Here is a 25,698-nt window from a genome sequence, read left to right on the forward strand (position 1 = left end):
CGTGCCAGGCGTCGCCGGGCAGGCGGGACTTTCAAAACACCCCCTGGGCCTTCAGCGGACGGGCGCGCCGGGGCCGAGTGGAATGCCCAGCAGGTACCAGGCGAAGAACAGCAGCACCCAGACCGCCAGCATGATCATGGCGAGGGGCAGGGTGAAGGAGATCAGGGTGCCGATGCCGGCCTTGCGCCGGAGCGTCTGCAGGTAGCCGACGCAGAGCATGAACGAGGTGCTCATGGGAGTGATGGAGTTCGTGCACGAGTCGGCGATCCGGTAGAGGGCCATGGTGGTGGCCGGGTTGGTGCCGAGCAGCATCAGCATCGGCACGAGCGCCGGTGCGACCAGGGCCCAGAGGGCGGAGCCGGACGTCACGAGGAGGTTCATCAGGGCGACCGCGACGATCAGCAGGGTGAACAGCACCAGGGTGGGTGCGCCCAGTTGCTTGAGGAAGTCCGCGCCCTCGACCGCGACGACCGTGGCGATGTTGGTCCACCTGAACAGCGCGAGGAACTGGGACACCGCGAAGAAGAGCACCAGCAGCGGCGCGATGGAGCGCACGCCCTCCGCCATGAACTCCGGTATCGCGCGGCTCCCGCTGATCCGCCCGGTGAACAGCCCGTACACGGCGCCGATGAGCAGGAAGAAGACGGTGAGGAAGACGGCGATGGAGTCCATGAAGGTGGACTCCACGAGGGCTCCCCCCTCGCCACGGAGCGGCGACGAGGCGGGCAGCATCGCCAGGACGATCAGCGCCGCGTATCCGAGCACGGCCAGCCCGGTCAGCCTCAGGGCCCGCGACTCCGTCGCGTCGTCCACCCGGGCCGCGGCGCCCTGCTCCAGCGCGGCGGCCTCCAGGTCCTCGTCGGGGACCAGGTGGTGCTCGCGCCTGGCGAGGATCTTGTCCACGACCAAGGCGATCGTCCCGGCCAGGACGAAGGCCGAGACCGTGGTGAAGTACATGTTGTCCGTCGCGCGGACCACCACGTCCCCGTCCACGAGTTGCGCGGCCTCGGTGGCCACGGAGGCGAACAGCGCGTCACCGGGGGCGATCAGCGGGTTGGCGTCGCCCGCGGCGTTGATGGCGACGAACGCGACGATCATGCCGAGCAGCGGGGAGCGGCCGACGGCCCTGAAGGCCACCGCCCCGAGAGGGATGAGCACCACGTACGCGGAGTCGGACAGGAACTTCCCCAGCACCCCGCCCAGCGCCACGCCCAGGACGACTGTGCGCGGCGACAGCCCCGACAGCATGCGGCGGGCCAGCGCTTCGAAGAGTCCCGACCGCTCGGCGACCGCGACGCCGAGCATCACCATCAGCACGACTCCGAGCGGGCCGAAGGTGACGAAGGACTCCTCGGCGCCACCGATCAGGTCCTTCACGGCATCCGCGGACAGAGCGCTGCGGACGCCGACCAGCTCATCGGAGGAGGGCTCCTCGACCCGCAGGCCGGCGGCGTGCAGCGCCCAGCTGACGCAGGCGACGACCCCGCAGAGGATCCAGAACAGCCAGAAGGGGTGCGGCAGTGCGTTACCGGCGCGCTCGACCAGGTCGAGGAGACCGGAGCCGCGTCCCCGCTCGTCCGGCTCAAGGTCCCGCACCTCCTGGTCGCGGTTGTCTGTCGTGCTCAAGGCGGCCTCCGGCGGGACGGTGAAAGGGGCACGGCGCGGCCCCGCCGCGGGCGCTGTACGGGAAAGGGGGCCCCGGTCGCGGGATGCCACGCACGGCGTTCCGGGGTTGCGCTGCACATTAGGTCCCGGATCCGGTTCCGTCACCGTCTGCCCGGACAGTTGACCTGATGAAGTCAAGTGATCGCCATGAGCTGGGCCACTGCCTAATGTCACCGGGGTGATCTCGTACGACAGCCCCCGCGCCTGCCGGTCCGAACCGCTCCAGGGCGGTGCCCTCTGGCGCCGTGACCTGCGCGTTCCCATGCGGGACGGCATCCTCCTCGCCGCCGACCTGTACTCCGCCTCGGCCGACCCGGAGGCGACCGCGCTGCCCGTGCTTCTCGAGCGCACCCCGTACGGCCGCCGTGCACAGCGTGGTTCGGACCAGGACCGCGGCGGCATGCCGGTCCCGCAGCCGGAGGACGTCGCCCGGTTCTTCACCGAAGCCCGGTACCACGTCGTACGGCAGGACTGCCGGGGCCGCGGCGACTCCGGGGGGACGTTCGTGAAGTACCTGGGCGAGGGCCCGGACGGGGCGGACACCATCGCCTGGCTCAGGGACCAGCCGTGGTGCGACGGCAGGGTCGTGATGACGGGGGTCTCCTACTCCGCCCACGTCCAGGCAGCCGCAGCAGCCGAAGGGGTGACCGAACTCGCCGCCATGTTCCAGGACTCGGGCGGCTTCTCCTCCGCGTACGACGCCGGTATGCGCATGGGCGGCGCCTTCGAGCTGAAGCAGGTGACCTGGGCGCTGCGGCAGGCGGCGAGGAGCCCCGAGGCGGCCGCGGATCCCGTGCTGGCGGAGGAGCTGCGGCAGGTGGATGTGGCGGGCTGGTTCGGAGCGATGCCGTGGCGCCCGGGTTGCACACCGCTGCGGCACCTGCCGGCGTACGAGGACTTCCTGCTGGAGCAGTGGCGGCAGGACACCTTCGGGGACTTCTACCGCAGCCCGGCGATCTACGGGCGGGGCTTCTACGAGCGCTTCCCGGACGCTCCGAGCTTGCACATGGGCAGCTGGTACGACCCCTACGTCCGCTCCACCATCGAGAACTTCACCGCCCTGCGGGAACTGAAGTCAGCACCCTCCTACCTGGTGATGGGCCCGTGGACGCACGGGCACCGCTGCGAGACGTACGCCGGGGACGTGGACTTCGGTCCGCGGGCGACACTGGACGGAAACCTCGCCCCGTCGTACCTGGAGTTCCGCCGCGGCTGGTTCGACCGGGCTCTGGGCAGGCGCCCGGCAGTCGCGGACGGTCCGGACGGCGCGGACCTCCCCGCTGTCCAGTACTTCCTGATGGGCGGCGGTGACGGCCGACGGGACACGGCCGGGCGGATGCGGCACGGCGGCGAATGGCGCACCGACACCCGGTGGCCGCCGTCGTCGACGGCCCCCGTCGCCCTGTATCTCACCACCGGCGGCACCCTGGAGGCCGACCCGCCCACGTCGGCCGGCACATCGGTGAGCTACGACTTCGACCCACGCCACCCTGTCCCCACCATGGGAGGCCAGGTCACCTCGGGTGAGCCGGTGATGACGGGTGGGGCGTACGACCAGAACACCCCTGACGCCCGGGTGTACGGGGCGCGCGAGCCGTACCTGCCGCTCGACTCCCGCCCGGACGTGATCAGTCTGACCACACCGCCACTCGAACGGGACGTGGTGCTGGCCGGCCCGGTCTCGGCGCGGCTGTACATCTCCACCACAGCCCCCGACACCGACTTCACCATCAAGGTGATCGACGTCCACCCGCCCAACGCCGACTATCCGCGCGGCTTCGCCATGAACCTCACCGACGGCATCGTTCGCTGCCGTTTCCACCGCTCGTACGAGAAGCCGGAGTTCCTCACCCCGGGTGCGGTGTACGAGATCGAGGTGACGGCCCCCGACACGGCGAACCGGTTCGCCGCCGGCCACCGCATCCGCCTCGACGTCTCCTCCAGCAACTTCCCCCGCTTCGACACCAACACCAACACCGGCGAACCGGAGGCGGCCACCCGCCGCACCGCGACAGCCACGAACACCGTCCACATGGATGTCGAGCACCCCTCCCACCTGCGGGTGTGGCTGGAAGGAGGAGCGGACGCGCTCGCAGCGCCGTCCTGCGGACACCCGGTCACCCCGCGGTGACGGGCGTCGCGCCGTGGCTCAGCCTGTCCTCGGCACCTCGATGTCGTAGATCAGCGCGTACACGATGTCCCGGGCCTGCCGCAGGTCGTAACCGGTCGCGTCCACGATCACCTTGAGCGCGCGGATGGTGTCGCCCCCCTGCATGAACATGCGCGCGTCGGCCTGCGCATCGGCCGGAACGGGCAGCGCTCGCGCTCGCCGTGGATCCACACTCCGCGGGATCTTCGGCAGCCCGCCCGCCTCTTTCCTGCCCCACCACACCTTGCGCCCCCTCCTCGGTACGACCGGCGTACGACCGGTGCACCGGCCAGCAGTACCGCCCCCCGGCGCATCCGGTCAACCTCCGCTCTCCCGGCCACGATGCACGCATCCGTGCGCGGGCGTACGCTCACTAGGTGGGTGATTCCCGCGTGCAAGGCCCTGAGCAGGGACGTTTCCGAGGAGGCGCCGTGGCAGGACAGCGCATCGCCACCCGTGCAGGTGCCTGCGCGGCCGTGGCCGTGCTCGCCGTCGCCGGCGGCACGGTGGCCCGGGCGGACGACAACTTCGAGGCGCTTCCCGCCGAGCAGATCGCCGACCGGTCCCGTGACGCCCTGCTGGACGTCAGCTCCGTCCATCTGCGGGCGCGGGGCGATCTCGGGAAGGGCCGCTCCCCGATGACGGTGGACCTCACGCTGGACCGGAACGGCAACTGTGCGGGCGGGGTCGACCTGGGCAAGGACAAGGGCTCGGTGAAGATCGTCAAACGGGGCGACTCGGTCTGGCTCAAGCCGGACGCGGACTTCTGGGAGAACCAGGTCCCGGTCGGCGGCTCGGCCTTCGAGGCGATCCTCGCCGGCCGGTATATGAAGGGCTCCGCCTCGGACTCCCGGCTGCGGCCCGTCGTCGAGGCGTGCGACCTGGACACCTTCCGCGAGCTGGTCTCCGACAACGCCGGCACGGACGCCGGGACCTACAGCAAGGGGAAGGTGACGACGGTCGACGGCGTACGGACCGTCCCGGTCACCCGGACCCTGAACGAGCAGAAGCTGACGGCGTACGTGGACACCGGCGGCACGCACTACCCGGTGCGGATCACCGTGCGCGGCGACGGGGCGGACGCGGCCGTGGACTTCTCCGGCTTCGACGAGCCGGTGCCCACGGCCACGCCTCCCGCGGACGAGACGGTGGACGTCAGCGCCGTGCTCGGCCGGGGTCCGTCGCAGTCCTGAGGCCCCGGCTCAGCACCGTGTACAGCAGCAGCGAGGAGACCAGGCCGACGGCCCAGCCGTAGTCGGCGAGCGGTTCGAGGAACGGGATCAGCCCGTCGGCCGGGAACGGGCCCTTGCCCGGGGCCGAGTGGGAGCCGCCCACCGCGAGGACACCGCCGACGGCGAAGGCCACGACGGCACGCCAGTTCCAGCCGCCGCGGTACCAGTAGCGGCCTCCCGGCAGATAGAGGTCCGGCAGGTCCAGCACCGTGCGGCGGATGATCCAGTAGTCGGCGATCAGGATGCCGGCCACCGTGCCGAGGAGACCGCCGACCAGGCCGAGCCAGGTGAAGATGTACAGCTCGGGTGTCTCGGTGAGCTTCCACGGCATGATCAGGACACCGACGATGCCGGTGATCAGCGCGCCCGTACGGAAGTTGATGAACTTCGGGGCGAGGTTGGCCAGGTCGTACGCCGGTGAGACGACGTTGGCCGCGATGTTCACGGAGATGGTCGCGACCAGCACGGTGATCAGCCCGAAGAGCAGGCCGAAGACGTTGTCGGTCTTCGCGACGAGCTGGACCGGGTCCCAGATCGCCTCCCCGTACACGGCCTGGGAGCCGGAGGTGACGAAGACGGAGAGCAGGGCGAAGAAGGTCATCGTGGTCGGCAGCCCCAGCGACTGGCCCCGGATCTGGGCGCGTTGGCCGGCGCCGAAGCGTGTGAAGTCGGGGATGTTCAGGGAGAGCGTGGACCAGAAGGCGATCATGCCCATCAGGGACGGGAAGAAGACCGGCCAGAAGTCCGCGCCCCAGCCGAGCGCGGACGGCTGGTCGAGGAGCGGGCCGAATCCGCCGGCCTTGACCGCGATCCAGACCAGCAGGACCACCGCACCGACGATGACGAAGGGCGCCGCCCAGTTCTCGAAGCGGCGCAGGGTGTCCATCCCCCGGTAGATGATGGCGAGTTCGAGTGCCCAGAAGAGGACGAAGCACAGCCAGAGCGTCCAGGGCTGCCCGCCGATCTCACCGGCCCGCGCCCAGCCGCCGAAGATCTTGCCGAGCAGCGTGAAGATCCCGACGCCGCCGATCCAGGTCTGGATGCCGAACCAGGCGCAGGCGACGGCCGCCCTGATCAGCGCCGGCAGATTGGCACCGCGGAGCCCGAAGGAGGCCCGGGCCAGCACCGGGAAGGGGATGCCGTATTTGGGTCCGGCGTGCCCGGTGAGGAGCATCGGCGCCAGCACGATCACGTTGGCCAGCGCGATGGTGAGGACAGCCTGCTTCCAGTCCATGCCGAGCGCGACGAGCCCGGAGGCCAGCAGCCAGGACGGGATGTTGTGGGCCATCCCGATCCACAGGGCCGCGAAGTTGTACGTCGTCCAGCGGCGCCGCTCCAGGGGCACGGGCAGCAGATCGTCGTTGACGAAACGGGAGCCCGCGGGCACGGCCCCGGGGGCGAGCTCGACCCGGCCGCCCGGCGGGGCGGCTATCGGCTCCCCGGACGGGGACGGTGGGACGGGTGGGACGGCAGCGGTCATGATGGCGTGACCCTTCGCTCGGGAGAGGTGCCGTGCGGGGCGCGGGTGTGCGGTGCCCGGCCAGTCGCTGCGGGCGGGCGGCAGGACGTGAGGGGGCGTCAGGCGGACAGTGCGGGGATGACCGTGGAGCCGTAGGCGTCGATGGTCGCCTCACGCGCGTCGTGCATGTTGTAGACGGCGAACTGGTCGACGCCCAGATCACGCAGGGCCCGGAGCTTCTCGATGTGGGCCTCGGCGGGGCCCAGCAGGCAGAAGCGGTCCACGATCTCGTCGGGGACGAAGGCCGTGTCCGGGTTCCCGGTGCGGCCGTGGTGGCTGTAGTCGTAGCCGGAGCGTCCCGCGATGTACGCCGTGAGGGCCTCGGGTACGAGGCCGGAGTGCTCGCCGTAGCGGGAGACGAGGTCGGCCACGTGGTTGCCGACCATGCCGCCGAACCAGCGGCACTGCTCGCGCGCGTGGTCCAGGTCCTCGCTCACGTAGGCGGGCGCGGCGACGCAGATGGTGACGGAGTCCGGGTCACGGCCGGCCTCGGCCGCCGCGTCGCGTACGGCCTTGACCATCCACTCGGTGAGGTAGGGGTCGGCGAGCTGGAGGATGAAGCCGTCGGCCTTCTGCCCGGCGAGCGCGAGCGCCTTGGGGCCGTACGCCGCCATCCAGACGGGGAGGCTGCCGTCCTTCACCCAGGGGATCTGGATCCGCTGTCCGTCGACGGTGGCCTCGCGCCCCTCGGCGAGGTCCCGGATCACGTCGATGGCCTCGCCGAGCCGGGCCAGGGTGTTGGGGCTGCGGCCGGCCACCCTCATGGCGGAGTCACCGCGCCCGATGCCGCACACGGTGCGGTTGCCGTACATGTCGTTGAGCGTGGCGAAGGTGGAGGCGGTGACCTCCCAGGTGCGGGTCCCCGGATTGGTCACCATCGGCCCGACGCGCATCCGCTCGGTGTGCTCCAGGATCCGGCTGTAGATGACGAAGGGCTCCTGCCAGAGCACCGCCGAGTCGAAGGTCCAGCCGTAGCGGAAGCCGTTCCGCTCCGCGCGGCGCATGAGTCCGACCACGGCCGATGCGGGCGGGTCGGTCTGGAGGACGAGTCCAAAATCCATGACAGATGCTCCTGGTCCAGGTGCTGGCAGGGAACGCGAGGATGTGGCGGCCGGGACCGCCGGCGCTCGGGGAATCCTCCGGGCCGCGGTCCTCAGGTGTCCCGAGGGCACGCCGAAGCGGCTCCGTGGGCGCGTCCGTGAGCGGCGTGCTCCGATAGAGCTTTCCACATCGGGGCGCGTCGAACCTCGTACGACGGCCGCCTCTCGGGCGAGTCGCCCGGGAGCGGCCCCTGCCGGTCAGGGGGCGGGTCATGGGTGGGGGCGTGGGTGTACTGCCGGGTGGACTACTGGGCGTACTCCTCGGTGAGGAACCGCATCGTCTGGTCGATGAAGACCCGCATCTCGCGCGTCAGCGTCTTGCCCCGGCGCCAGGCGATCTGGGTGTACACCGTGAACGGGATGGCCCAGGGAAGGGAGACGAGGGTGCCGGCCTCCAGGGCGTCGGCGACGGTGGCCGTGGGCAGGAGGCTGACGCCGAGTCCCGCGGACACGCCCCGCTTGATGGACTCGATCGTGCCGAACTCCAGGAAGGGCAGCGACTCCCCGGTGCCGTCGTTCAGTTCCGTCTCGAAGAGTTCCCGGTACGCGCAGCCCGCCTCGGCGGAGAGGACCTGGACGCCTCGGAGGTCCTCGGTGGTCACCTTCTCCGCCTGGGCCAGCGCGTGTGAGGGAGCGGCCACGAGGGTCAGGGGCTCCGAGCCCAGGACCTCCGTCTGGACGCCCGGGTGCCGGGTCTCGGCCTCCATGAGGAAGCCCAGGTCGAACAGCCCTTGGCGCAGGGCGTGGCAGGTCTCGGCGCAGAGGCTGGGACGCAGGACGATCTGGAGGGCCGGGTGACGGTGGTGGAAGAACTCCAGCAGCATCGGCATGCGGTAGGACGTGATGCTCTCCATGGATCCGACGGTGAGCGCGCCCGTGGGCTCCTCGGAACCCAGGGCGGCGCCCCGCGCCTCACCGGCGAGCGTGAGCATCTGCTCGGCGTAGGGAAGCAGCCGCCGGCCGGCCTCGGTGAGCTCGATCCGGCCACCGAGCCGGTCGAAAAGGCTGACCTCCAGTGATTCCTCGAGACTCTTGATGTGGGCGGTCAGGCTGGATTGTGCATACTTCAGTTCAGCCGCCGCACGAGTGAAACTGAGCAGCGTCCCCACCTTGTGAAACGTCGCCAACTGCCGAATATCCATGTCCCCTCCGAGGTCCGGTTTTCGCCGAACGTGGCGGACACAAGAAAATCAGCCCATGGGAGGGCGAGGCCAGAACTACCAGCTGTCTTATCGAGGACAGACGCCGTCAGGAAACGGTCACGCTTTCGTCGTCCTGGCCGAGCCCTTGCTTCGCGAGCAGGATCCCTGCCTGGAATCGGCTCGTCGCTCCGACCTCCCCCATGATTCCGGAGATATGACGGCGGCATGTGCGCGTGGACATACCCAGGCGGCGCGCGATCACTTCGTCCTTGAGGCCCATCGCCATCAGCCGGATGACGGACATCCGCAGGTCCTCGGCGTGGTGGTACTCGGCGGTCCCCCCGATGTCGAAGGTCTGGCTCCCCTGCCAGACGGATTCGAAGGACCGGTACAGATAGGCGACGATCGTGGGGTCGGTGACGATGGCCGCGCCGGGCGGTTCCTTGCCCGTACGTTCCTTGGGGATGAAGGCGAGCTTGCGGTCGTAGATGATGAGCCGCTCGGACAGTTCCTCGGCGGTGCGGACCTCGGCGCCCGCCTCGCATATCTGGCGTACGTAGGCGCGGGTGGCGAGGCTGGCGTGTGCGGTGTGCTGGTACAGGGTGCGGATACGGATGCCGCGCTCGCGCATCTCCAGGGTCTGGAGGAGGTCCTGGTCCAGCAGTTCCGCGCTGCGGCCGCCGCCGGGCTGGAGCGTGATGCGCTCGTCGGTACACCGTCTTCGTGCCAGGTCGATCTCGCGCCGTACGTCCTCGAAGTCGTCGAGGACCCGGATCGGCACGTCCTCGGCCACCGGCTGGGCGCGCGCCCGGTACATCGCGGACAGGACGCGCAACTGCTGGTGGATGCTGGAGATCTCGCGGCGGCGCTGGGCGATCGACAGCTCCAGCGGCGTGACCAGCTCCGCCTCCGCGATCTCGGGGTCGAGCGCCACCACGGCGCGGTTGCTCCCCGCCGAGGCGAGCAGCCTCATGTCCTGCAGGGTCTTGCGCGCCTCGGCGACCAGCCGGACGTCGACCCCCAGGTGGCCGGCGACGTCCTCGTCCCCGAAGGAACCGGTGCGCAAGGCGAACTCGTACGTCGCGACGGCGACTTCGTCCAACTCGTGATGCTCGTCCATCGGCCACCAGCCCCCATCGAATGCCCGATATGTCGCTATCCACTTGCTGCCGCTCCATCATAGGACACCCCACGCCCCTCGAACTGGAACTCAGGAACTGACACATTTCCAGTGCGGCCCAGACGGCGCCGCAAACAAATGAGACGCACAGGGGGACACGCGACATGAAGGCACGTACTTTCCTGGCTCAGGGCATCGCCGCGACCGCACTCGCAATCGGAATGTTTCACTCCGTGGAGTTGACGCCGACGAGCGCCGGAGCGGACGAAACGTCCGGCCGGATAACCGTCGCCGATGACAAGTGGGACGTCGTCCCGCCCGCGCCGCCCACCGGTGCCGTGGCCGCCGCCGCGCTCTCTTCCCTTTCCTGAATCCGCGCAGAATTACCGAGGAGCAAACGGTGTTCCAGAGGAAACTCATCGCGACCGGTGACGAAACACTCCGCGTCGATTCGGGGACTCTGCACTGGCCGCGCCGGACCCTGTAGACCAAGGGTCCGAGCGCTACCAGGGGGGCGGTGCGGGACGAGCACGGCGCGCGGGGCCCGGCGTTCGAGTCGCCGGGGCCCGGGCGGCGTGCTCGTCCCGTGTGTGAGGCGACCGCCGCGCCGTGTGACGGCGCGCGCGGCGGTCAGAAGTGCACGCGGCGGTCCTCGGGGGTCACCCGGTAGCGGATGTCCCAGAGACTCCGCCGCACATAGGTCCGCTGGAGCCAGCGGTCGCGGCCGTCGTGGCGGGCCTCGAAGGGTGAACGGGCGTGGATGCCCTTGCGGTTGTTGATGAGCAGGGCCTGCCCCGGCTCCAGCCGCACGGCGTGCGCCACCTCCCGGGCGACTGCCTGGAGGTGCTCGAAGGCGGCCTCCGCGTCCCGGTCGAGCGAACGGACACCGTTCGCCGACACGGCGATCTCCGGGTGCTCCGCGGTGCCGCTGATCACGGGCACCGGGTGGGACAGCACCTCCGCCCCGCCCGCCGCGCTGCGGGTGTAGCTGCCCGGCGCGTTGAGCCGGAAGAGCGGACGCCGCAGCAGTTCCAGCGCACCGGCGTCCAGCCGGCGGCACAGGTCGCGTGCGTCCGCGTAATAGGTGACCGCCCCTCCCGAGGGGTCGCCCCGCAGGCAGTTGAGCACGAGGAAGTCCGGGTTGGCGACGTCGTAACGGCCGGTCGCGTCGTAGGTGATGTCGCTGTGGAAGTTGAGGAAGACCGCGGAGCTCTGGTTGGTCTGCGTACGGGCTCCCCCGGCGACCGGGACGACGTCGTGGACGAGGCGGCCGCCCTTCTCCGTGAGCACACCGAGCGCCTCACCGAGCAGACCGGTCAGGCCCAGCAGCACACCCTCGCTGACGAAACCGCTCTTGCCCCGGCCCGGTCCGCCGTCCAGCGGTGTCGGGCCCGTCTCGGTGTCGACGGGGAGGTTGCGCACCAGGGCGACGCCCGGGGTGTCGATGTGCCGGCCGAAGTCCAGTACGGCACGCAGCAGTCCGAGCGGCAGCGTCGCGAAGATCTGGTGGCAGCGGGCCGTCGCCCCGTCGAAGTCATGCCCCGGATCGGGCATCCCGGCCAGCGCGCGGCCGATCGAATCCCGTACGTCATCGGGCAGTTCCAGGTCCGTGAAGGTCATGGTGGCCCCGCTCATGTCGCTCGTACCCCCACTCGTGTGCCGGTCCGCGGCAGGTCCGGGAAGTCCAGCCCGTCGTGCAACTGCTGGGCCAGGTGCAGCGCGTCGGTGCCGCTCCCGGCCACGTGCGTGGTGACCTTGCTCCCCCGCATCTCCGCCACGGGCACGCCCGCCTCCCGCCCGGGCACCACCCCGTGCCGGAGCTGGACGGCCTCCGTGTCGACGTATCCGCCGACGACCGCCACCGACGGCCGGGTGCTGAGCCGTACGACGTCGAGTCCTTCGAGGTGGAAGGCGTGGTGCGCGGCGTCGGCACGCGCCTCGTCGGGGTAGTCCAGGACCACCGACCGCTGGTTGAGGACCACGGCCGCCGCCTGGGTGCCCGCCCCGCTGATCGTCGTACCGATCGTGTACGGAGCCCGGTTGAAGCGCAGGAGGATCTCGATGCGGTGCCGCAGGGCCAGTTGGACGGCCCGGCGGTGCAGCACCTTCGCGCCGTACAGCGACATCAGGGCCGCCATGTTGTACGAGACCTCCGGGAGCATCCTGGCCCCGGTGATCAGGTGGGGGTCGGACGTGTAGATCCCGTCGACGTCGGAGTGGATCTCGCAGGAGCGGCTGCCGACGGCGCGGGCGACCGCGAGCGCCGACAGGTCGGAGCTGTTCTTGCCCAGCCAGGTCGGGCGCCCCTCGGCGTCCGCCGCCTGTCCGCCGGGCACCACCACGACGTCGTACGCGGCGAGCGCCCGGCGCAGGGGCCGGGGGTCGATCCTCGTGACCCGGGCCCAGAGGAACGAGGCGTTGGTGGTCAGCCCCAGCTGGTGTCCCGCGAGGACCGTGGCGGTGCGCCCCCGGCTGTGCAGCGCACCCGCCAGCAGATGGGCGCTGACCAGGTCGGCCGTGGTCAGCAGGCCGGCGGCGGTGGCCGCCTCGGGCCGGGCGTCCATCTCGTGCAGCCGGGCGCGCAGCCGCTCGGTCTCCCCCTGCATCGCGCTCACCACCACGGCCATGGGCCTGGCCTCGCTGCGGATGCGCTCGTCGAGTCCCTCCGCGAGCTCGTGGTAGGCCTCGGGGGTGCGGAAGGTGGAGCCGCCGAACTTCAGGACCACCGGCGTGTTCACCGCACTCCTCCCGACAGGAAGCCGCGGGCGAGCGCGTACTCGGCGATCTGGACGGCGTTGAGGGCCGCGCCGACCCGCAGGTTGTCGGAGACGAGCCACAGCCAGAAGCCGCGCGGGTTGTGGGGCGACACCCGCACCCGGCCGACGTGCACATGGTCGGGGTGTCCTGCCTTGAGGGGGGTCGGGAACGCCGCCCGGTTCTCGGCGTCGTGCACGGTGACCTCGGTCTGGCGGCTGAGGAGACCGACCAGTTCGGCGCGGTCCACCGGCTCCTGCGTCTGCACCCAGACCGCCTCGGAGTGGGAGTTGACGACGGGGACGCGGACGCAGGTCGCGGTGACGTCGAGGTCGGGCAGGCCGAGGATCTTGCGGGACTCCTGGACCATCTTCTGCTCCTCCAGCGTGAATCCGCTGTCCTGGAGCTCGTCGACGAAAGGGACCACGTTGAACGCGAGGGGCGGGCTGAACCGCTCGGACGGCAGGTCGGCGTCCGGGTCGCGCAGGGCGACCTCGGTGCCTTCCAGCAGTTCCTCGATGCCCTGGTGTCCCTGCCCCGACGCGGCCTGGTAGGTGCTCACGACGACCTGCCTGATCCCCCAGCGCCGCTCCACCGGCTGGAGCACCCGGACCAGGGGGATCGTCGAGCAGTTGGGGTTGGCGATGACACCGCTGCCCGGCGGCCGGTCCAGGACGGCGTAGTTGATCTGCGGGACGACGAGCGGGGTGTCGGGGTCCATCCGGTAGGCGCGGGTGTTGTCGATGACCAGGGCGCCCTTGGCGACGGCGGCGGGCACCCAGGCCCTGCTGACGGAGGTTCCGGCGGAGAAGAACGCGATGTCCACGAGTCCGAAGTCGAAGTCCTCCAGGGAACACACCTCGTGCGTCTGTCCGCCCACCGGGATCTGGCGGCCGGCGCTGCGGCTCGACGCGACGAGGTACAGCTCGCGGTAGCGCAGATCCCGTTCCTCGATCAGCTCGATGAGGGTGCTGCCCACGGCTCCGGTGGCACCGATGATGGCGATGCGCGGGGCGGTGGGGTCGGTGACGAGAGTCATCAGACTTCTCCGTTCTGGGCGAGGGGCGGGTCAGTGGAGGGGCACGGGATAGTGCAGCCCGCCCGATGTCCACAGATGGTTGAGTCCACGGGGTACGTCCAGGCCGGAGGCGGCACCGAGGTTGCGCTCGTAGATGTCGGCGTACGTGCCGACCGCCGACAGGACCCGGCCGGCCCACCGTTCGTCGAGTCCGACCGCCGGGCCGTGCGGGCCGGCGTGCCGGGCCGCGGCCTCGGGCCCCTCGTGCTCGGCGGCCAGCAGCAGTTGCAGCACCCAGCGGACCAGGCGGAACCAGTGCGGGTCGGTCTCGTGGACCGCGGCGGCCATCGGCTCGCGCGAGATCGAGACCGGCAGGATGTGGTGGTCCCGGGGCCGGGGCAGCCGGGACCGGGCGCCGGCGAGTGCGGTGCGGTCCAGGACGTAGGCCGCGCAGTCCCCGTCGGCGTACGCGGCGAGGGCGTCGGCCGGGTCGTCGAAGGGAACGGGCTCGACCTCCAGGCCGCGCGGGCCGTACCAGGCCTCCAGGTTGAACGTGGTCGTGCAGCCCTTGTGGACCGCGAGCCGGCGGCCGGCCAGATCCGCCGGATCGACGACGCCGGAGCCCGCCGGGACCAGGAACCCCTCGCCGTCGTAGCAGGTCACCCCGGCGAAGAGCACCCGGCGGGTGGCCTCCCTGCCCATGGTCCAGGTCAGGTTGCACGTCGTCAGGTCGGCGTGCCCCTCCTCCAGCGCCGTCAGCCGGTCGCCCGCCGTGACGGGGCGCCAGTCGACGGCCTCGGGGTCACCGAGGGCGGCCGCCGCGACGGCGCGCGTGATGTCGGTGTCCAGCCCCGACCAGCGGCCTTCCGGTGTACGCCGCGACAGCCCGTGGATGCCCTGGGAGACGGCTGCCCGCAGCGCTCCCCGGGCGCGGGCGGCGCGCAGCGTCGCCGTGGCGGTCCGGCGGGACTCGGGGGGTCTCTCGTCGTACGGTGCCGGGGTGTTCGCCGTACGGGACTGGGGGCGCGGGGCCGGGCGGGACAGGGAACGGCCCGTGGCGCGCAGCCTCGGTGCCGGAACGGGGCGGGTCATGAGGCGCTCCTCAGCGGGTGGGGTACGGCGTCGCGGTCGAAGCGCCGACGGTTGAAGGTGAGCAGCTCGGTCAGCCGCCGCGCGGTGACCGGGGCCGTGGCCGTGGCCGTCACGGGCATGGCGCCGGCCCGGCTCCAGCCGAGCATGGACCGGTCGTCGATCGTGGCGCGGGCGCGGTTGGCGTTGTCGGGGTGCAGACAGTAGGGCACGTCGAGGACGCCCCGGGCGAAGGCGGCGGCCAGGCAGTCGCCGACCGTGCGGCCGGTCTCCAGCGTGGCGTCGACCAGGGTGCGGGCCTCCTCGTACAGGCCGGATTCGGTGGCACGGGGGCTGCGCTCGCGGTCCGCCGCGGTGGCGGCGGCCACGGAGGCCGCGTATTCCAGCGAGGCCACGTTCTCCTCGACGGTCGGGATCCGGTGGGCCTCGGCCGGGGTCTTGACGACCAGGCGTTCGGCGCCGCCGCGCACGGCGAGGCGGGCGCTGTCGGCCAGGAGGCGGCGGCTGCCGGCCTCGGTGCGCGGGAAGACGCCCATGAAGGTGTAGAGCACGAGGTGGTGCGGGGTGGACAGCCGCTCACCGGCGAGCCGCCGCAGCGCCGCGAGTGCCTCCAGGTCCTGGCCCTGGTGGATCTGCTGCGCGTAGCTGAGGGAGATGCCGCGCAGGCCGTGCTCCTGGAAGAACATCGCCTCCAGCACCGACAGCGCGACCAGCAGCGACGGCGGGCAGAGCTGACCCAGCATGCAGCCGCCGAAGGTCTCGATGTGCGGCGGGACGGGCTGCGCGGCGAGGAGTGCGCAGCCCGCGCTCCACTCGGCGACCGCCCGCGCGAGCGGCACCCGGCCGTAGGGCAGACAGTACGAGACGGGCCCGCCCTCCGTGGCGTCCGCCCCGGCCTCGGCCATCGCGCGGAAGAGCCGCAGGGGCAGGGGCGTGCCGTGGCGGACCTGCACGGGGAAGCCGGCCGACGAACAGTCCTGGAGGAGGGACCGCACCGCGGGGACGCCGTGGGCGAGGAGCGGGAAGCCGTTGAGCCCGGCGGGGTCGTCCCGCAGCGCGCGGCGCGCGGTCCCGTCGTCGTGGCAGCGGGTGTAGCTGTCCAGGGTGACGGTGCCGACGGTGGTGGCGTCCGCCTCCCGTACGGCACGCAGGCCGGCGCGCATGCGGTGGAGTTCGCCGAAGCCCATGCGCGGCTGGACGACGAGGCGCCCCGCGGCACGGGCGCGGTCGACGAAGCCGGTGAACCGGTCGGTGGGCGTCATCAGGCGGCTCCGGCCCCTGCGGCGGGACCCCCGCGGGAGTGGCCGGCCGCCAGGGCGCCGAGGAAGGACTCGAAGCGCGCCAGGCCCGATTCGGGGCCGCCCTCGGCCGCGTCGTCGAAGACCGCGTCGTATCCGGCGGCCGTCAGCCGCGTGCCGGCGTGGTCGCGGCCGTCGATGCCGAGCTTGCCGCCGATGACGACGGGCAGGGCCGCGAGGGAGGGCACCGCGCGGAGGGCGCGTATGAGCCGGAGCCCGTCCGTACGCCCGTGGCCGTTGACCGTGCTGAGGACGAGCAGGTCGGGGCGGCCCGTGCGGCAGGCCTCGACGATCGTCGCGTCGGGTGTCGTGTTGCCCAGGTTCGCCACCTCGTGCCCGAGGTCCTCCAGGAACAGCTGGAGGTGCACGAGGTTCCACAGGTGGGCGTCGGAGGACAGACCGGAGACGACGACGCGTAGGCGTCGCCCGGCGCAGGCCGTGACGTTCATGCGGTCCCCCCGGGGGTATGTGGGCGAGCGGTCCTGGAAACTATCCGCCCCGCTCCGCGGCCCGGTCCAGCCGCCTCGGCGGTGATTCCCGATGTGGTCGATCAGGAATTCCTATCCGCCGTCGTCCTGGGCCCGGGCGTCGCTGAGCAGGCCCAGCCGCGCGGCCGCCAGGCCGAGTTGGAACCGCGTCTCGACCTGGAGCTTCTCGCAGAGCCCGGCGAGGTAGCGGCGCATCGTACGGGTCGAGATCCCGAGTTTGCGGGCGATGAAGTCGTCGGATCTGCCGTGTTCCAGGTGGCGCAGGACGGCCAGTTCGACGTCCTCGAAGACCTCGTTGTCCGCGCCGCCCGTGCCGACCGGCCGGGCGTGCTCCCAGATGTGGTCGAAGATCACGGTGAGGAAGGTGACCACGGTCGGGTCATGGAGCACGGCCGCACCGCCCGTCGCGGTGGGCACGACCGCGGTGTCGTCGTCGAGGATGATCAGCCGGCCGGGGATCACCGCGGCCGTGCGCACCTCGGCGCCGAGGCCGTTGAGGAGCGTCATGTGGTGCAGTGCCTCGCGCTGCCGGCGGGCGGTGTGCGGTACGACGGTGCGGTAGCGCACCCCGCGGTCCAGGAGGTCGCTGTCGAGCTCCCTGGCGGCGCGCAGCGTCTCGGGGCCGCCCAGGGTGGGGTGCGCGGTGAGCACGCTGTGCCGTACCTGCGCGGAGAGTTCGGCGAGCCGGTGGCGTACGGCCTCGCCGTCGGTGAGCAGTTCGGTCGCGGTGCCTTCGAGGCCCCGGCGCACCTGGCGCTCGTACAGCGGTCCCAGCGGGCCGAGTTCGCGGTGGGTGGTGTCGATCCGCCGCATCAGTTCGCGCACCTGGGCCTGGGAGGACGTGGTGAGCGAGGCCGCCGCGAGCCCCGGGGAGAGTGCCTCGTGGCGGTGCGGCCCGTCGGGGCGCAGCAACTGCCGGGCGGTGAGCCGTGCGACGGACTCCGCGAACCGGGCGGGCGGCATGCCGAGGCGGGCCGGTGCCCCGTCCGCGTCCGGGGAGACCTCCAGGAAGTGGCGGTAGACGCGGATGTCCTCGTCGGTGAGCGGTCCGCCGCCCGGGCCGGCGCCTCCCCCCGGGGCCTCGCTCCCCTCAGCGGCGGTGCTCACAGGGCGAAGTGCCGTTCGAGGAAGTCGGTGGCGATGTCGCCCCGGCGGAATTCGGGGTGGTCGAGGATCTCCTGGTGCAGGGGGACGGTGGTGTGCACGCCGGGGCCGGATACGTCGAACTCGGACAGGGCGCGCAGGGTCCGGTCGATGCAGGTCGCGCGGTCGGGACCCCACACGATCAGCTTGCCGATCATGGAGTCGTAGTAGGGGCTGACCCGGGAGCCCGGCGCGTAGTCGGTGTCGACCCGCACCCAGGGGCCGCCGGGGACGGTGTAGGTCTCCAGCAGGCCGGGGGTGGGGGCGAAGTTACGGGCCGGGTCCTCGGCGTTGATCCGGCACTCGATGGCGTGCCCGCGCACCTCGATGTCCTCCTGCTTCACGGAGAGCGGCCCTCCGGCGGCCACCCGCAGCTGTTCGGCCACCAGGTCGACGCCGGTGACGAGTTCGGTCACGGGGTGCTCGACCTGGATGCGGGCGTTCATCTCCATGAACCAGTACGCGTCCTCGGCGGCGTTCTCCCCCGCCTCGACGAGGAACTCCACCGTCCCGGCGCCCCGGTAGCCGACGGCGCGTGCCCCGGCGACGGCCGCCTCGCCGAGCCGGGCACGCAGCTCGGGCGTGACCATGGCGGACGGCGACTCCTCGATGAGCTTCTGGTGGCGCCGCTGCACCGAGCAGTCGCGCTCACCGAGGTGGACGGCTCCGCCGAAGTCGTCGCAGACGACCTGGATCTCGATGTGGCGGGTCTTCTCCAGGTAGCGCTCCATGTAGACGGCGCTGTTCTTGAAGACGGCCTGGGCGCTGGCCCTGGTGCCGGCGTAGGCGTCGCGCAGGTCCTGGGGGCGGCGTACGACGGTGATGCCCCGGCCGCCGCCGCCCGCCGCGGCCTTGATGATCAGCGGGTAGCCGATGCCGGCGGCGACGGCCTCGGCCGCTTCGACGGAGTCGACCGGTTCGACGGTGCCGGGGAGCAGCGGGAGGCCCGCCTCCGTCATGAGCCTGCGGGCGGTCGCCTTGTCCCCCACGTTCTCCATCACGTCCGGCGGCGGCCCGATGAAGGTGATGCCGTCGTCGGCGCAGATCTCCGCGAAGTACGGGTCCTCCGAGAGGAATCCGTACCCGGGGTGGATGGCCTGCGCGCCGGTGCGGACGGCCGCGCCGATGATGTTGGGGATGTTGAGGTAGCTGCGGGCGGGCGCTCCGGGGCCGATGTGCACGGCCTCGTCGGCCGCTTTGACGAACCGGGCGTCGGCGTCGGCGGTGGAGTGGACCGCCACCGTGCGTACGCCCAGATCACGGCAGGTGCGGATGATCCGCAGCGCGATCTCGCCGCGGTTGGCGATGAGTACCTTGTCGAACACGTCTCGGTCCTCCGGTGTGTGTGGCCGCCGGCTCAGTCGACGGGGACGAGGTCGAACAGGGGCTGGGCGTACTCGACGACCTCGCCGTCCTGCGGGTGCACGGCGTGCACCCGGCCCCGGACGTCGGCCGTGATGGAGTTGAGCAGTTTCATCGCCTCGATGATCGCGAGCTGGTGTCCGGGTTCGACGATGTCGCCGACCTGGACGAACGGCTCGCCACCGGGTGAGGACGCCTGGTAGAAGGTGCCGACCAGAGGTGCGGTGACCTGGACGAGGCCGGCGGGCCGGTCCGGGTCGGCGGGGGCGGCGGCCGGAGGGGCGGGGGCGGCGGGCTGGACCCCGGCGGGGGCTGTGGCGAGGGCTGCCGCGGGGGTTGGCGCGGGGGCCGTCTCCCACTCGACGTCGACGCTGATCCCGCCGGCCTTGAGGGTGATCCGGCGCAGGGTGCCGGGCAGTTCGCCGGCGAGCAGCCTGGTCTGGGTGCGCAGTTCCTCGACCGTCATCGTGTCGGCGGCGGTCGTCGTCTCAGTGGTCATCGTGGTCCTCCCAGTCGACTACCGGCTGGTGTTCGGGGTGCCCGAAACGGTCGTAGCGTTCCCTGCGCAGCTCCACGAGCCGGTCGCCCGGCAGTTCGAGGAGCGGGGTGAGGGCGCGCACCAGAGCGGTCTTCACATTGAGCGCGGTGGGGTGGGGCGCGCTGTGCGCGCTGTCCGGCGGTTCGGGGACGATCGCGTCCACGACACCGAGGCGCAGCAGGTCCGACGCGGTCAGGCGCAGGGCGTCGGCGGTACGTCCGGCGTGCTCGGCGGTGCCGAAGAGGATCGTCGAGCAGCCCTCGGGGCTGATCACCGAGTAGTAGGCGTTCTGGAGCATGAGCACCGTGTCGGCGACGCCGAGGGCGAGCGCCCCGCCGCTGCCGCCCTCACCGGTGACCACGGAGACCACCGGGACCCGGATCCGGGAGAGTTCGAGGATGCACTCGGCGATGGCGAGGCTCTGGCCGCGCTCCTCGGCACCGATGCCGGGGAAGGCGCCCGGGGTGTCGACCAGGGCGACGACGGGCAGCCCGAACCGCTCGGCGAGCCGCATCAGCCGCAGCGCCTTGCGGTACCCCTCGGGGTTCGGCATGCCGAAGTTGCTGCGGACGAGCTCGGCGGTGTCGTGGCCCTTCTGGTGGCCGAGTACGACGACGCTCTGACCGCCGAGCCGGGCGATCCCGCCGAGCAGGGCCTGGTCGTCGGCGCAGACCCGGTCACCGCGCAGGGGCATGAACGCGTCGAAGACGTACCCGATGTAGTCGGCGGCGGTGGGCCGGCCGGTGTTCCGGGCGAGCGCGACGGTCTCACGGGCGCCGCGGAGCGCCGGGAGGGGCTCGGTGAGCGGTTCGGCTCCCCCGGGTTCAGGGAGTTCGGGCACGGACGGGCCGAACAGGGACAGCAGCCGTGCGAGGTGTTCCCGCTGGTTCTCGCGCGGGACGACCGCGTCGATCATGCCGTGCTCGAGGAGGAACTCGGCGCTCTGGAAGCCGGGGGGCAGTTCCTCGCGGATGGTGTTGCGGATGACCTGCGGCCCCGCGAAGCCGATGAGGCTGCCGGGCTCGGCGAGGATGACGTCGCCGAGCATGGCGAAGGAGGCGCTGACGCCGCCGAAGGTCGGGTCGGTGTTGAGGTTGACGACCGGCAGCCCCGCCTCGCGCAGCGCGGCGACCCACTGGGCGGTCTTGGCCATCTGCATCAGGGAGACGGCGCCCTCCTGCATACGGGCGCCGCCGGACGCGGCGATCAGCAGGAGCGGCAGCCGCCGGGCGAGGGCGTGCCGGGCCGCGGCCGCGATGCCCTCGCCGACGACGGCGCCCATGCTGCCGCCCATGAAGCTGAAGTCGACGGCGGCGACGACCAGGCCGTGCCCCTCGATCGTCAGTTCACCGGCGACCAGGGCGTCGTTGCGCCCCGTCCTGGCCCGGGCGTCGCGCAGCCGGTCGGGGTACGGCTTGCTGTCGCTGAAGTCGAGCAGGTCGCGCGGCTCGTAGTCGGCGGGCAGGGGCCGGAAGCTGTCCGGGTCGGCGAGCTGCCGGATGCGGGTGTCCGGAGAGATACGGAAGTGGAACTGGCACTCCGGGCACACCTTGAGGTTCCGGTCGAGCCTCTTGCCGTAGACGAAGGCCCCGCAGGCCCCGCACCGGCGCCACTGCACGTCCTGGCCGGCGCGTACCGGCTCCTGTTCCTGGCGCACGGCCGTCTCACGCCTTCCCGGAACCGGTGGCGCCGGGCACGGAGGGGCTCTTGCGCTGCGGCACCGACTCCGTGGCGGCCGCGATCCCGAACTCGGGTATGTTCCGGTACACGGTGTGCATGCGGGCCGGGTCGACGATGTAGGCCTCGTGGAAGATGCCGACGGCGCCGTCGTTGCGCACCGCGCGGTTGAACCAGGCCCACATCGAGCGGTGCTTGCCCGTGGTGTTGTGCGAGTAGCGCATCAGGTCGTCCATGCTGCGCCAGTACTGGAGCATGATCACGGTCCGGTTGAACCAGGCCCGCGAGTACAGGAATCCGTGGTCCTTGTTCTTCTTCAGCTCGATCAGCATCGGGATCATCGAGGCGATGACGGGCACCCAGCGGTGCACCATCCAGAACTTGTTGATACGGGTGCCGATCAGCAGCACCACCGTGCCCTCGGGTGCCGAGGCGATGCGCGGTTCGGTGACGACCTTGAGATCCATGGTTTCCTCTCAGAAGGGGTAGGAGCGCGCGGGACTGCTGACGGTGAGGGTGTGCCAGCGGGTGAAGGCGTCGATCGCCGCCTGACCGCCGAACCCGGACGCGTTGCCCGAGGCGCCGACCCCGCCGAACGGCAGGTGGGGGTCGTGGTTGACCGTCTGGTCGCCGACGTGGACGACACCGCAGCGCAGCCGGGAGGCCAGGGCGCGGCCCTGCTCGGCGTCCGAGGTGTAGACGGCGGCGGTGAGCCCGTAGTCGGAGGTGTTGGCGAGCTCCACGGCCTCCTCCTCGTCGGCGAAGGAGGTCACGGTCGCCACCGGCCCGAACACCTCGGCGTGGAAGACGGACATCTTCGGGGTCACGTCGGCCAGCACGGTCGGCGGGAAGAACTGCCCCTGCACCGTGCCGCCGGTGACCAGGCGGGCCCCCTGCGCGACGGCGTCCTCGACCGCGGTGGCGATCCGGGTGAGCTGGCCCCGGTCGATGACGGGGCCGATCTGGGCGTCCGTACGGTACGGGTCCCCGATGCGCAGGGCCGCGGCGCGGCGGGCCAGCGCCTCGGTGTAGCTCTCCACGACGTCCCTGTGGACCAGGTGGCGCCGGGCTGCCATGCAGATCTGGCCCTGGTGCAGGAAGGAGCCCCAGGAGCCGGCGGAGGCGGCGGCCTCGATGTCGGCGTCGGGCAGGACGACATAGGCGTTCTGCCCGCCCAGTTCGAGGACAACGCGCTTGAGCAGCCGTCCCGCGGTGGCGCCGATCTCGCGGCCCACCTCGGTCGATCCGGTGAAGGACACCATGGAGACGTCGGGCGACCGGACGAGTGCGGCGCCCGCGTCGGCGTCGCCGTGGACCACCTCCAGGACGCCCTCGGGCAGTCCGGCCGCCGCCAGCACCTCGGCGAAGAGGCGGCCGCCGCTCAACGGGGTGTGGGGGTCGGGCTTGAGCAGGACGGTGTTGCCCAGGGCGAGAGCGGGGGCGACCGAGCGCATGCCCAGCAGCACCGGGAAGTTCCAGGGCACGATGACGCCGACGACGCCCAGCGGGACGCGCCGCACCTCGGTGTCCCGGCCCGGGTCGGAGCCGGGGCCGTGCGGGGCCTGGGGTGCGGTGGCGAGCTGGGCGGCGTGGCGCAGTTCCGCCGCGCCGGCGTGGACCTCGTAGAAGGCCTTGCCGGTGATGGAGCCGCCCTCCCTGACCAGCAGGTCCTGGGCCTCCTGGGCGCGTTCGAGCAGCAGGTCCGCGGCCCGGTCCAGGATCGCGGCCCGTTCGGCGGCCGGGGTGGCGGCCCAGCCCGGGGCGGCCGCGGCCGCCCGGCGGGCCGCCGAGAGGACGGCGCCGGAGGTGGCGAGCGGGACGCTGCCCAGCTCCTCGCCCGTGATGATCTCGCGGCTCGTCAGCAGGCCGGTTTCGGTGACGGTGCTCACCTGGTTACCTCGGATTCTCGGGAGAAGGGTCGGGGGTGCCGGCACGGGTGAGGACGGCGTGGGCGGTGACGCGGCCGGGGCCGGAGGTCACCGACAGGGAGACGTCCCCGTGCAGGACGCGCTCGGCGAACCGGGCCAGCTCGCCCCGGAAGACCAGGGTCCAGGGGCCCTCGTCGGTGCCGCGCAGGGAGATGTCGTTCCAGCGGGAGGCGATCCTCGGCGGTGCGGCGAGGGCGCGCAGGGCGGCCTGCCGCAGCGCCCAGGCGACGGCGGAGCCGCCGGTGGTGAAGCTTCCGCCGGCGCCGCCGCCCGAGGAGAGCTGGAGGGCCCCGGGGCCGTGCCAGGCGACGAGCCGCTCGACGGCGCCGGTGTCGACGCCGTAACTGCCCACCCGGAGGACGCTGTCGGTCCCGGCGGGCGGCCGGCCCCCGTCGCCGGCCGCGGGTTTCCCGGGGTCAGGCATGGGCCGCCTGCCCTTCGGCCAGGAGGTTCTCGACCATCGAGATGAGGTTTCCGATGGTCATTTCGGCGAGCATGCGGTCGAGGGTGAGCTTTCCGTCCCACCGGACCGCGTCGAGCTGGGGCATCACGGTGGTGAGCTGTTCCATTCCGCGTCCGCTGATGATTCCGCGGGCGTCGCAGAACTCCGTGTCGGGAACCGCTCCCTGGAGATACCGCCCGCATTTCTCCACGGAGAGAATGACGGGCGCGGTGCATTCGATACGGAAGAAGATGTCGAGCAGATCCAGTGATTCCAGGCCGAGATCGGCGGAGAAGACCAGATCCGTGCTGTACAGGTCCGTGGGGATTCCCAGTGTGTCGATGACGATCGACCGCACCAGTTCGTTCACGTCGTAGTGGGACATGCGCGTCACTCCTGTCCGGCCTGCCCGGCCTGTCCGGCCGCAGCTTCGGGGCCTCCCCCCACCAGAGCCTTCCGGTGCCGCGGACCGGACACGTCCGCATGTGCTGATGCGAGGGGGCAGCGGGCGTGGCCCAGCACCGCCGGAACACGTTCACCGGCGTCCGCGGCGGCGAGCGCGCGGCGCAGTCTGCGCAGGCAGCGGGTGCGTATGGGGCCCACGGACCCGACCGACATGGCCAGTGCCGTGGAGATCTCGTCGTAGGAGGCCGGCGGGTCCGCGAGGGCCAGCATCAGCACGCCGCGGCACTGCTCGGAGAGCGTGTCGATGGCCCGCTGGGCGTCCTCCCTGCGCTGGGCGCGCAGGGTGATCTGCTCGGGGCTCTCGCTGTGGCCGGAGAGTCCGTCGAGGGTCTCGCTGTCACCGACCATGACGAGTCGTTTCCGGCGCGAGAGGACCTTGAGGGATTCCCGGCGCGCGACGGTGGCGAGCCAGTCCCCGACCCTTTCGGGGTCGCGGATCCGCTCGACGTTCTGGACCAGTCGTAACCAGGTCAGCTGGCGGACGTCCTCGGCGTCGACATCGCTCATCCGGTGGCTGCGCACGACGGACCAGACGAGTCTGCCGAATCGTTCCACCATGGCGTCCCAGGATTCCTGCTCGCCACGTGCGCACCCCGCCAGCAGTTCCGCGTTCGCTTTACGGGGCATGGGAATTCCCTTCGTGAGGGGGGATGGTGCGGGGGGATGGTGCGAGGATTTCGACGGCGTCGAGGGGAGTACGCCCATGGAATCCGCTGGGGGGCGCGCGGGGCAAGCGGATACGCCTTCAGGTAGGGGACCGGCCAGAGGTGGACAGCGCCGGTCGCGGGCCGCACCGGTCATGAGCGCGCCTCCTCCGGCAGCAGGTCGGGGATCGCGGAGCGGAGCCGGACCGGGAGGGGGCCCGTGTCGCTCCGGTCGGCCCGGATCGCCACGCCGAGCGCGAAGCGGTCCCACACCTGGAGGACCTGGACCTGCCACAGGTCCCGCTCCGTCTCGGGGATGTCCTCGTCGACGACGGCCAGGCCGCCGTCCCTGAGCCGGTGGACGGAGAAGGCGTCGAAGCCCCGGCACATGCCCATGCCGGTGGCCTTCGTGTACGCCTCCTTGGCCACCCAGGAGTCGGCGAAGGCGTGGCCCCGCTGGCCCTCCCGGTTGCGGCGCAGGACCTCGTTCTCCAGCGGGGTGAACACCTTCGGCGCGAACTGCATCGCCTCGGGCTTGGCCGGGGTGATCTCGGCGTCCACACCGGCGGTCCGGCCGCGGACCACGATGGCCGCGATCAGACCGTTGGTGTGGGTGATGTTGAAGTCGAGCCCCCAGGCGCAGCCCTCGACCTCGGGGCGGCCGTAGGTGCCGGTCCTGAAGCGCCATGAGTCCGGTGCCACGTCGGCGTACCGGGAGAGGACCTGGCGGGACAGGAGCCGGGCGCCGAGGAAGCGCCGGCGGGCGGCCGGGAACAGGAGCCGGTCGTGCCGGGCCCGTTCCTCGTCCGTCAGCAGCGCGGCGCCGCCCGTCGCCTCGGCGAACCGGTCCACGTCCTCCTCCGCCAGCAGCCAGACCTCGGCCGTGTCGGCGAGCGGGTCGGCGAACGGTGCCGTGCAGTCCATG

25 protein-coding genes are annotated in these 25,698 nt (G+C 71.7%); 3 read left to right on the forward strand and 22 right to left on the reverse strand.

From position 1 onward, the window contains the following. Positions 1-51 precede the first annotated feature (51 nt). The gene (locus tag JKV81_RS11625; RefSeq protein ID WP_236056351.1) at positions 52-1,626 is read right to left on the reverse strand and encodes an AbgT family transporter; all 1,575 of its coding nucleotides are present in this window, start codon (positions 1,624-1,626) and stop codon (positions 52-54) included. Positions 1,627-1,843: 217 nt separating this feature from the next. Here JKV81_RS11625 and JKV81_RS11630 point away from each other — a divergent pair, with 217 nt between their 5' ends. Next, positions 1,844-3,796, forward strand: a complete 1,953-nt coding sequence (locus JKV81_RS11630) for a CocE/NonD family hydrolase (protein WP_307820522.1) — start codon at positions 1,844-1,846, stop codon at positions 3,794-3,796. 18 nt (positions 3,797-3,814) lie between these two features. Here the strand turns inward: JKV81_RS11630 and JKV81_RS36525 are convergent, their stop codons facing one another. Then, on the reverse strand, positions 3,815-3,946 hold the full coding sequence (locus JKV81_RS36525) for a hypothetical protein (RefSeq protein ID WP_268980706.1): 132 nt from the start codon (positions 3,944-3,946) through the stop codon (positions 3,815-3,817). A gap of 299 nt (positions 3,947-4,245) precedes the next feature. On the opposite strand from JKV81_RS36525, the gene JKV81_RS11635 reads away from it, so the two are divergent. Continuing rightward, on the forward strand, positions 4,246-5,007 hold the full coding sequence (locus JKV81_RS11635) for a hypothetical protein (RefSeq protein WP_202075677.1): 762 nt from the start codon (positions 4,246-4,248) through the stop codon (positions 5,005-5,007). On the opposite strand, the gene JKV81_RS11640 is transcribed toward JKV81_RS11635, so the two are convergent. The 4 genes from JKV81_RS11640 to JKV81_RS11655 form a co-directional block, all read right to left on the reverse strand. Beyond that, positions 4,970-6,526 carry an NCS1 family nucleobase:cation symporter-1 gene (locus JKV81_RS11640; RefSeq protein ID WP_129266369.1) on the reverse strand — a complete coding sequence of 519 codons (1,557 nt, stop codon included), beginning with the start codon at positions 6,524-6,526 and terminating at the stop codon, positions 4,970-4,972. The two genes, JKV81_RS11635 and JKV81_RS11640, sit on opposite strands and share 38 nt — an antisense overlap. Positions 6,527-6,624: 98 nt before the next feature. Continuing rightward, complete coding sequence (locus JKV81_RS11645; RefSeq protein ID WP_129266368.1) at positions 6,625-7,626, reverse strand: TIGR03842 family LLM class F420-dependent oxidoreductase; 1,002 nt, start codon at positions 7,624-7,626, stop codon at positions 6,625-6,627. 284 nt (positions 7,627-7,910) lie between these two features. Further along, entirely contained in the window at positions 7,911-8,792 is an 882-nt protein-coding gene (locus JKV81_RS11650; protein ID WP_307820523.1) for a LysR family transcriptional regulator, read from the reverse strand. 121 nt (positions 8,793-8,913) lie between these two features. Further along, the gene (locus JKV81_RS11655) at positions 8,914-9,927 is read right to left on the reverse strand and encodes a LuxR C-terminal-related transcriptional regulator (protein ID WP_129266366.1); all 1,014 of its coding nucleotides are present in this window, start codon (positions 9,925-9,927) and stop codon (positions 8,914-8,916) included. 164 nt (positions 9,928-10,091) lie between these two features. Between JKV81_RS11655 and JKV81_RS11660 the strand changes: the two genes are divergently transcribed. Next, on the forward strand, positions 10,092-10,298 hold the full coding sequence (locus tag JKV81_RS11660; RefSeq protein ID WP_124275621.1) for a hypothetical protein: 207 nt from the start codon (positions 10,092-10,094) through the stop codon (positions 10,296-10,298). Between the two features lie 259 nt (positions 10,299-10,557). On the opposite strand, the gene JKV81_RS11665 is transcribed toward JKV81_RS11660, so the two are convergent. The 16 genes from JKV81_RS11665 to JKV81_RS11740 all read right to left on the reverse strand — a co-directional run bounded on the left by JKV81_RS11665 (position 10,558) and on the right by JKV81_RS11740 (position 25,697). Then, positions 10,558-11,547: a TauD/TfdA family dioxygenase gene (locus JKV81_RS11665; protein ID WP_236056353.1), complete on the reverse strand. Its 990-nt coding sequence runs from the start codon at positions 11,545-11,547 to the stop codon at positions 10,558-10,560. Positions 11,548-11,558: 11 nt separating this feature from the next. Then, the gene (locus tag JKV81_RS11670) at positions 11,559-12,665 is read right to left on the reverse strand and encodes an amino acid kinase family protein (protein ID WP_241748560.1); all 1,107 of its coding nucleotides are present in this window, start codon (positions 12,663-12,665) and stop codon (positions 11,559-11,561) included. Continuing rightward, positions 12,662-13,720 (reverse strand): aspartate-semialdehyde dehydrogenase, encoded by a 1,059-nt coding sequence (locus JKV81_RS11675; RefSeq protein WP_129266364.1) that lies wholly within the window; start codon positions 13,718-13,720, stop codon positions 12,662-12,664. The genes JKV81_RS11670 and JKV81_RS11675 overlap by 4 nt, the downstream gene beginning before the upstream one ends. 30 nt (positions 13,721-13,750) lie before the next feature. Then, positions 13,751-14,791: an amino acid ABC transporter substrate-binding protein gene (locus JKV81_RS11680; RefSeq protein WP_202075678.1), complete on the reverse strand. Its 1,041-nt coding sequence runs from the start codon at positions 14,789-14,791 to the stop codon at positions 13,751-13,753. Next, complete coding sequence (locus tag JKV81_RS11685) at positions 14,788-16,050, reverse strand: methylaspartate mutase (protein ID WP_202075682.1); 1,263 nt, start codon at positions 16,048-16,050, stop codon at positions 14,788-14,790. The genes JKV81_RS11680 and JKV81_RS11685 overlap by 4 nt, the downstream gene beginning before the upstream one ends. Next, positions 16,050-16,535, reverse strand: a complete 486-nt coding sequence (locus JKV81_RS11690) for a cobalamin B12-binding domain-containing protein (protein WP_147982352.1) — start codon at positions 16,533-16,535, stop codon at positions 16,050-16,052. The genes JKV81_RS11685 and JKV81_RS11690 overlap by 1 nt, the downstream gene beginning before the upstream one ends. Positions 16,536-16,646: 111 nt before the next feature. Further along, complete coding sequence (locus tag JKV81_RS36680) at positions 16,647-17,681, reverse strand: helix-turn-helix transcriptional regulator (RefSeq protein WP_129266360.1); 1,035 nt, start codon at positions 17,679-17,681, stop codon at positions 16,647-16,649. Further along, entirely contained in the window at positions 17,678-19,042 is a 1,365-nt protein-coding gene (gene accC / locus JKV81_RS11700; protein WP_129266359.1) for an acetyl-CoA carboxylase biotin carboxylase subunit, read from the reverse strand. The genes JKV81_RS36680 and accC overlap by 4 nt, the downstream gene beginning before the upstream one ends. Positions 19,043-19,074: 32 nt before the next feature. Then, positions 19,075-19,578 (reverse strand): acetyl-CoA carboxylase biotin carboxyl carrier protein, encoded by a 504-nt coding sequence (locus JKV81_RS11705; protein ID WP_202075684.1) that lies wholly within the window; start codon positions 19,576-19,578, stop codon positions 19,075-19,077. Then, the gene (locus JKV81_RS36685) at positions 19,568-21,274 is read right to left on the reverse strand and encodes an acetyl-CoA carboxylase carboxyltransferase subunit alpha (RefSeq protein WP_129266358.1); all 1,707 of its coding nucleotides are present in this window, start codon (positions 21,272-21,274) and stop codon (positions 19,568-19,570) included. The genes JKV81_RS11705 and JKV81_RS36685 overlap by 11 nt, the downstream gene beginning before the upstream one ends. A 7-nt stretch (positions 21,275-21,281) precedes the next feature. Continuing rightward, on the reverse strand, positions 21,282-21,761 hold the full coding sequence (locus tag JKV81_RS11715; protein ID WP_124275612.1) for a DUF4188 domain-containing protein: 480 nt from the start codon (positions 21,759-21,761) through the stop codon (positions 21,282-21,284). A 9-nt stretch (positions 21,762-21,770) separates the two neighbouring features. Continuing rightward, on the reverse strand, positions 21,771-23,183 hold the full coding sequence (locus JKV81_RS11720; RefSeq protein ID WP_241748559.1) for an aldehyde dehydrogenase family protein: 1,413 nt from the start codon (positions 23,181-23,183) through the stop codon (positions 21,771-21,773). Positions 23,184-23,187: 4 nt separating this feature from the next. Continuing rightward, positions 23,188-23,646, reverse strand: coding sequence for a hypothetical protein (locus tag JKV81_RS11725; protein ID WP_129266357.1), 459 nt, complete (start codon positions 23,644-23,646; stop codon positions 23,188-23,190). After that, a complete protein-coding gene (locus tag JKV81_RS11730) occupies positions 23,639-24,049 on the reverse strand; it encodes an acyl carrier protein (RefSeq protein ID WP_124275610.1) in 411 nt (136 codons plus the stop codon). Before JKV81_RS11730 ends, JKV81_RS11725 begins: the two co-directional genes overlap by 8 nt. A 5-nt stretch (positions 24,050-24,054) precedes the next feature. Beyond that, positions 24,055-24,756 carry an RNA polymerase sigma factor gene (locus tag JKV81_RS11735; protein WP_164992732.1) on the reverse strand — a complete coding sequence of 234 codons (702 nt, stop codon included), beginning with the start codon at positions 24,754-24,756 and terminating at the stop codon, positions 24,055-24,057. Positions 24,757-24,926: 170 nt separating this feature from the next. Beyond that, positions 24,927-25,697, reverse strand: a complete 771-nt coding sequence (locus JKV81_RS11740; protein WP_202075686.1) for a 4'-phosphopantetheinyl transferase family protein — start codon at positions 25,695-25,697, stop codon at positions 24,927-24,929. Position 25,698 lies beyond the last annotated feature (1 nt).

Source organism: Streptomyces silvae, assembly GCF_016745505.1.
GTDB lineage: Bacteria > Actinomycetota > Actinomycetes > Streptomycetales > Streptomycetaceae > Streptomyces > Streptomyces silvae.

Excerpts from the sequence above, each read along its gene's own strand:
- JKV81_RS11725 (WP_129266357.1), bottom strand. The coding sequence starts at position 23,646 with ATGCCTGACCCCGGGAAACCCGCGGCCGGCGACGGGGGCCGGCCGCCC.
- JKV81_RS11705 (WP_202075684.1), bottom strand. The coding sequence starts at position 19,578 with ATGACCACTGAGACGACGACCGCCGCCGACACGATGACGGTCGAGGAA.
- JKV81_RS11715 (WP_124275612.1), bottom strand. The coding sequence starts at position 21,761 with ATGGATCTCAAGGTCGTCACCGAACCGCGCATCGCCTCGGCACCCGAG.
- JKV81_RS11730 (WP_124275610.1), bottom strand. The coding sequence starts at position 24,049 with ATGTCCCACTACGACGTGAACGAACTGGTGCGGTCGATCGTCATCGAC.
- JKV81_RS11675 (WP_129266364.1), bottom strand. The coding sequence starts at position 13,720 with ATGACTCTCGTCACCGACCCCACCGCCCCGCGCATCGCCATCATCGGT.
- JKV81_RS11735 (WP_164992732.1), bottom strand. The coding sequence starts at position 24,756 with ATGCCCCGTAAAGCGAACGCGGAACTGCTGGCGGGGTGCGCACGTGGC.
- JKV81_RS11660 (WP_124275621.1), top strand. The coding sequence starts at position 10,092 with ATGAAGGCACGTACTTTCCTGGCTCAGGGCATCGCCGCGACCGCACTC.
- JKV81_RS11665 (WP_236056353.1), bottom strand. The coding sequence starts at position 11,547 with ATGACCTTCACGGACCTGGAACTGCCCGATGACGTACGGGATTCGATC.
- JKV81_RS11655 (WP_129266366.1), bottom strand. The coding sequence starts at position 9,927 with ATGGACGAGCATCACGAGTTGGACGAAGTCGCCGTCGCGACGTACGAG.
- JKV81_RS11685 (WP_202075682.1), bottom strand. The coding sequence starts at position 16,050 with ATGACGCCCACCGACCGGTTCACCGGCTTCGTCGACCGCGCCCGTGCC.
- JKV81_RS36525 (WP_268980706.1), bottom strand. The coding sequence starts at position 3,946 with ATGTTCATGCAGGGGGGCGACACCATCCGCGCGCTCAAGGTGATCGTG.
- JKV81_RS11645 (WP_129266368.1), bottom strand. The coding sequence starts at position 7,626 with ATGGATTTTGGACTCGTCCTCCAGACCGACCCGCCCGCATCGGCCGTG.
- JKV81_RS11680 (WP_202075678.1), bottom strand. The coding sequence starts at position 14,791 with ATGACCCGCCCCGTTCCGGCACCGAGGCTGCGCGCCACGGGCCGTTCC.
- JKV81_RS11690 (WP_147982352.1), bottom strand. The coding sequence starts at position 16,535 with ATGAACGTCACGGCCTGCGCCGGGCGACGCCTACGCGTCGTCGTCTCC.
- JKV81_RS11640 (WP_129266369.1), bottom strand. The coding sequence starts at position 6,526 with ATGACCGCTGCCGTCCCACCCGTCCCACCGTCCCCGTCCGGGGAGCCG.
- JKV81_RS11740 (WP_202075686.1), bottom strand. The coding sequence starts at position 25,697 with ATGGACTGCACGGCACCGTTCGCCGACCCGCTCGCCGACACGGCCGAG.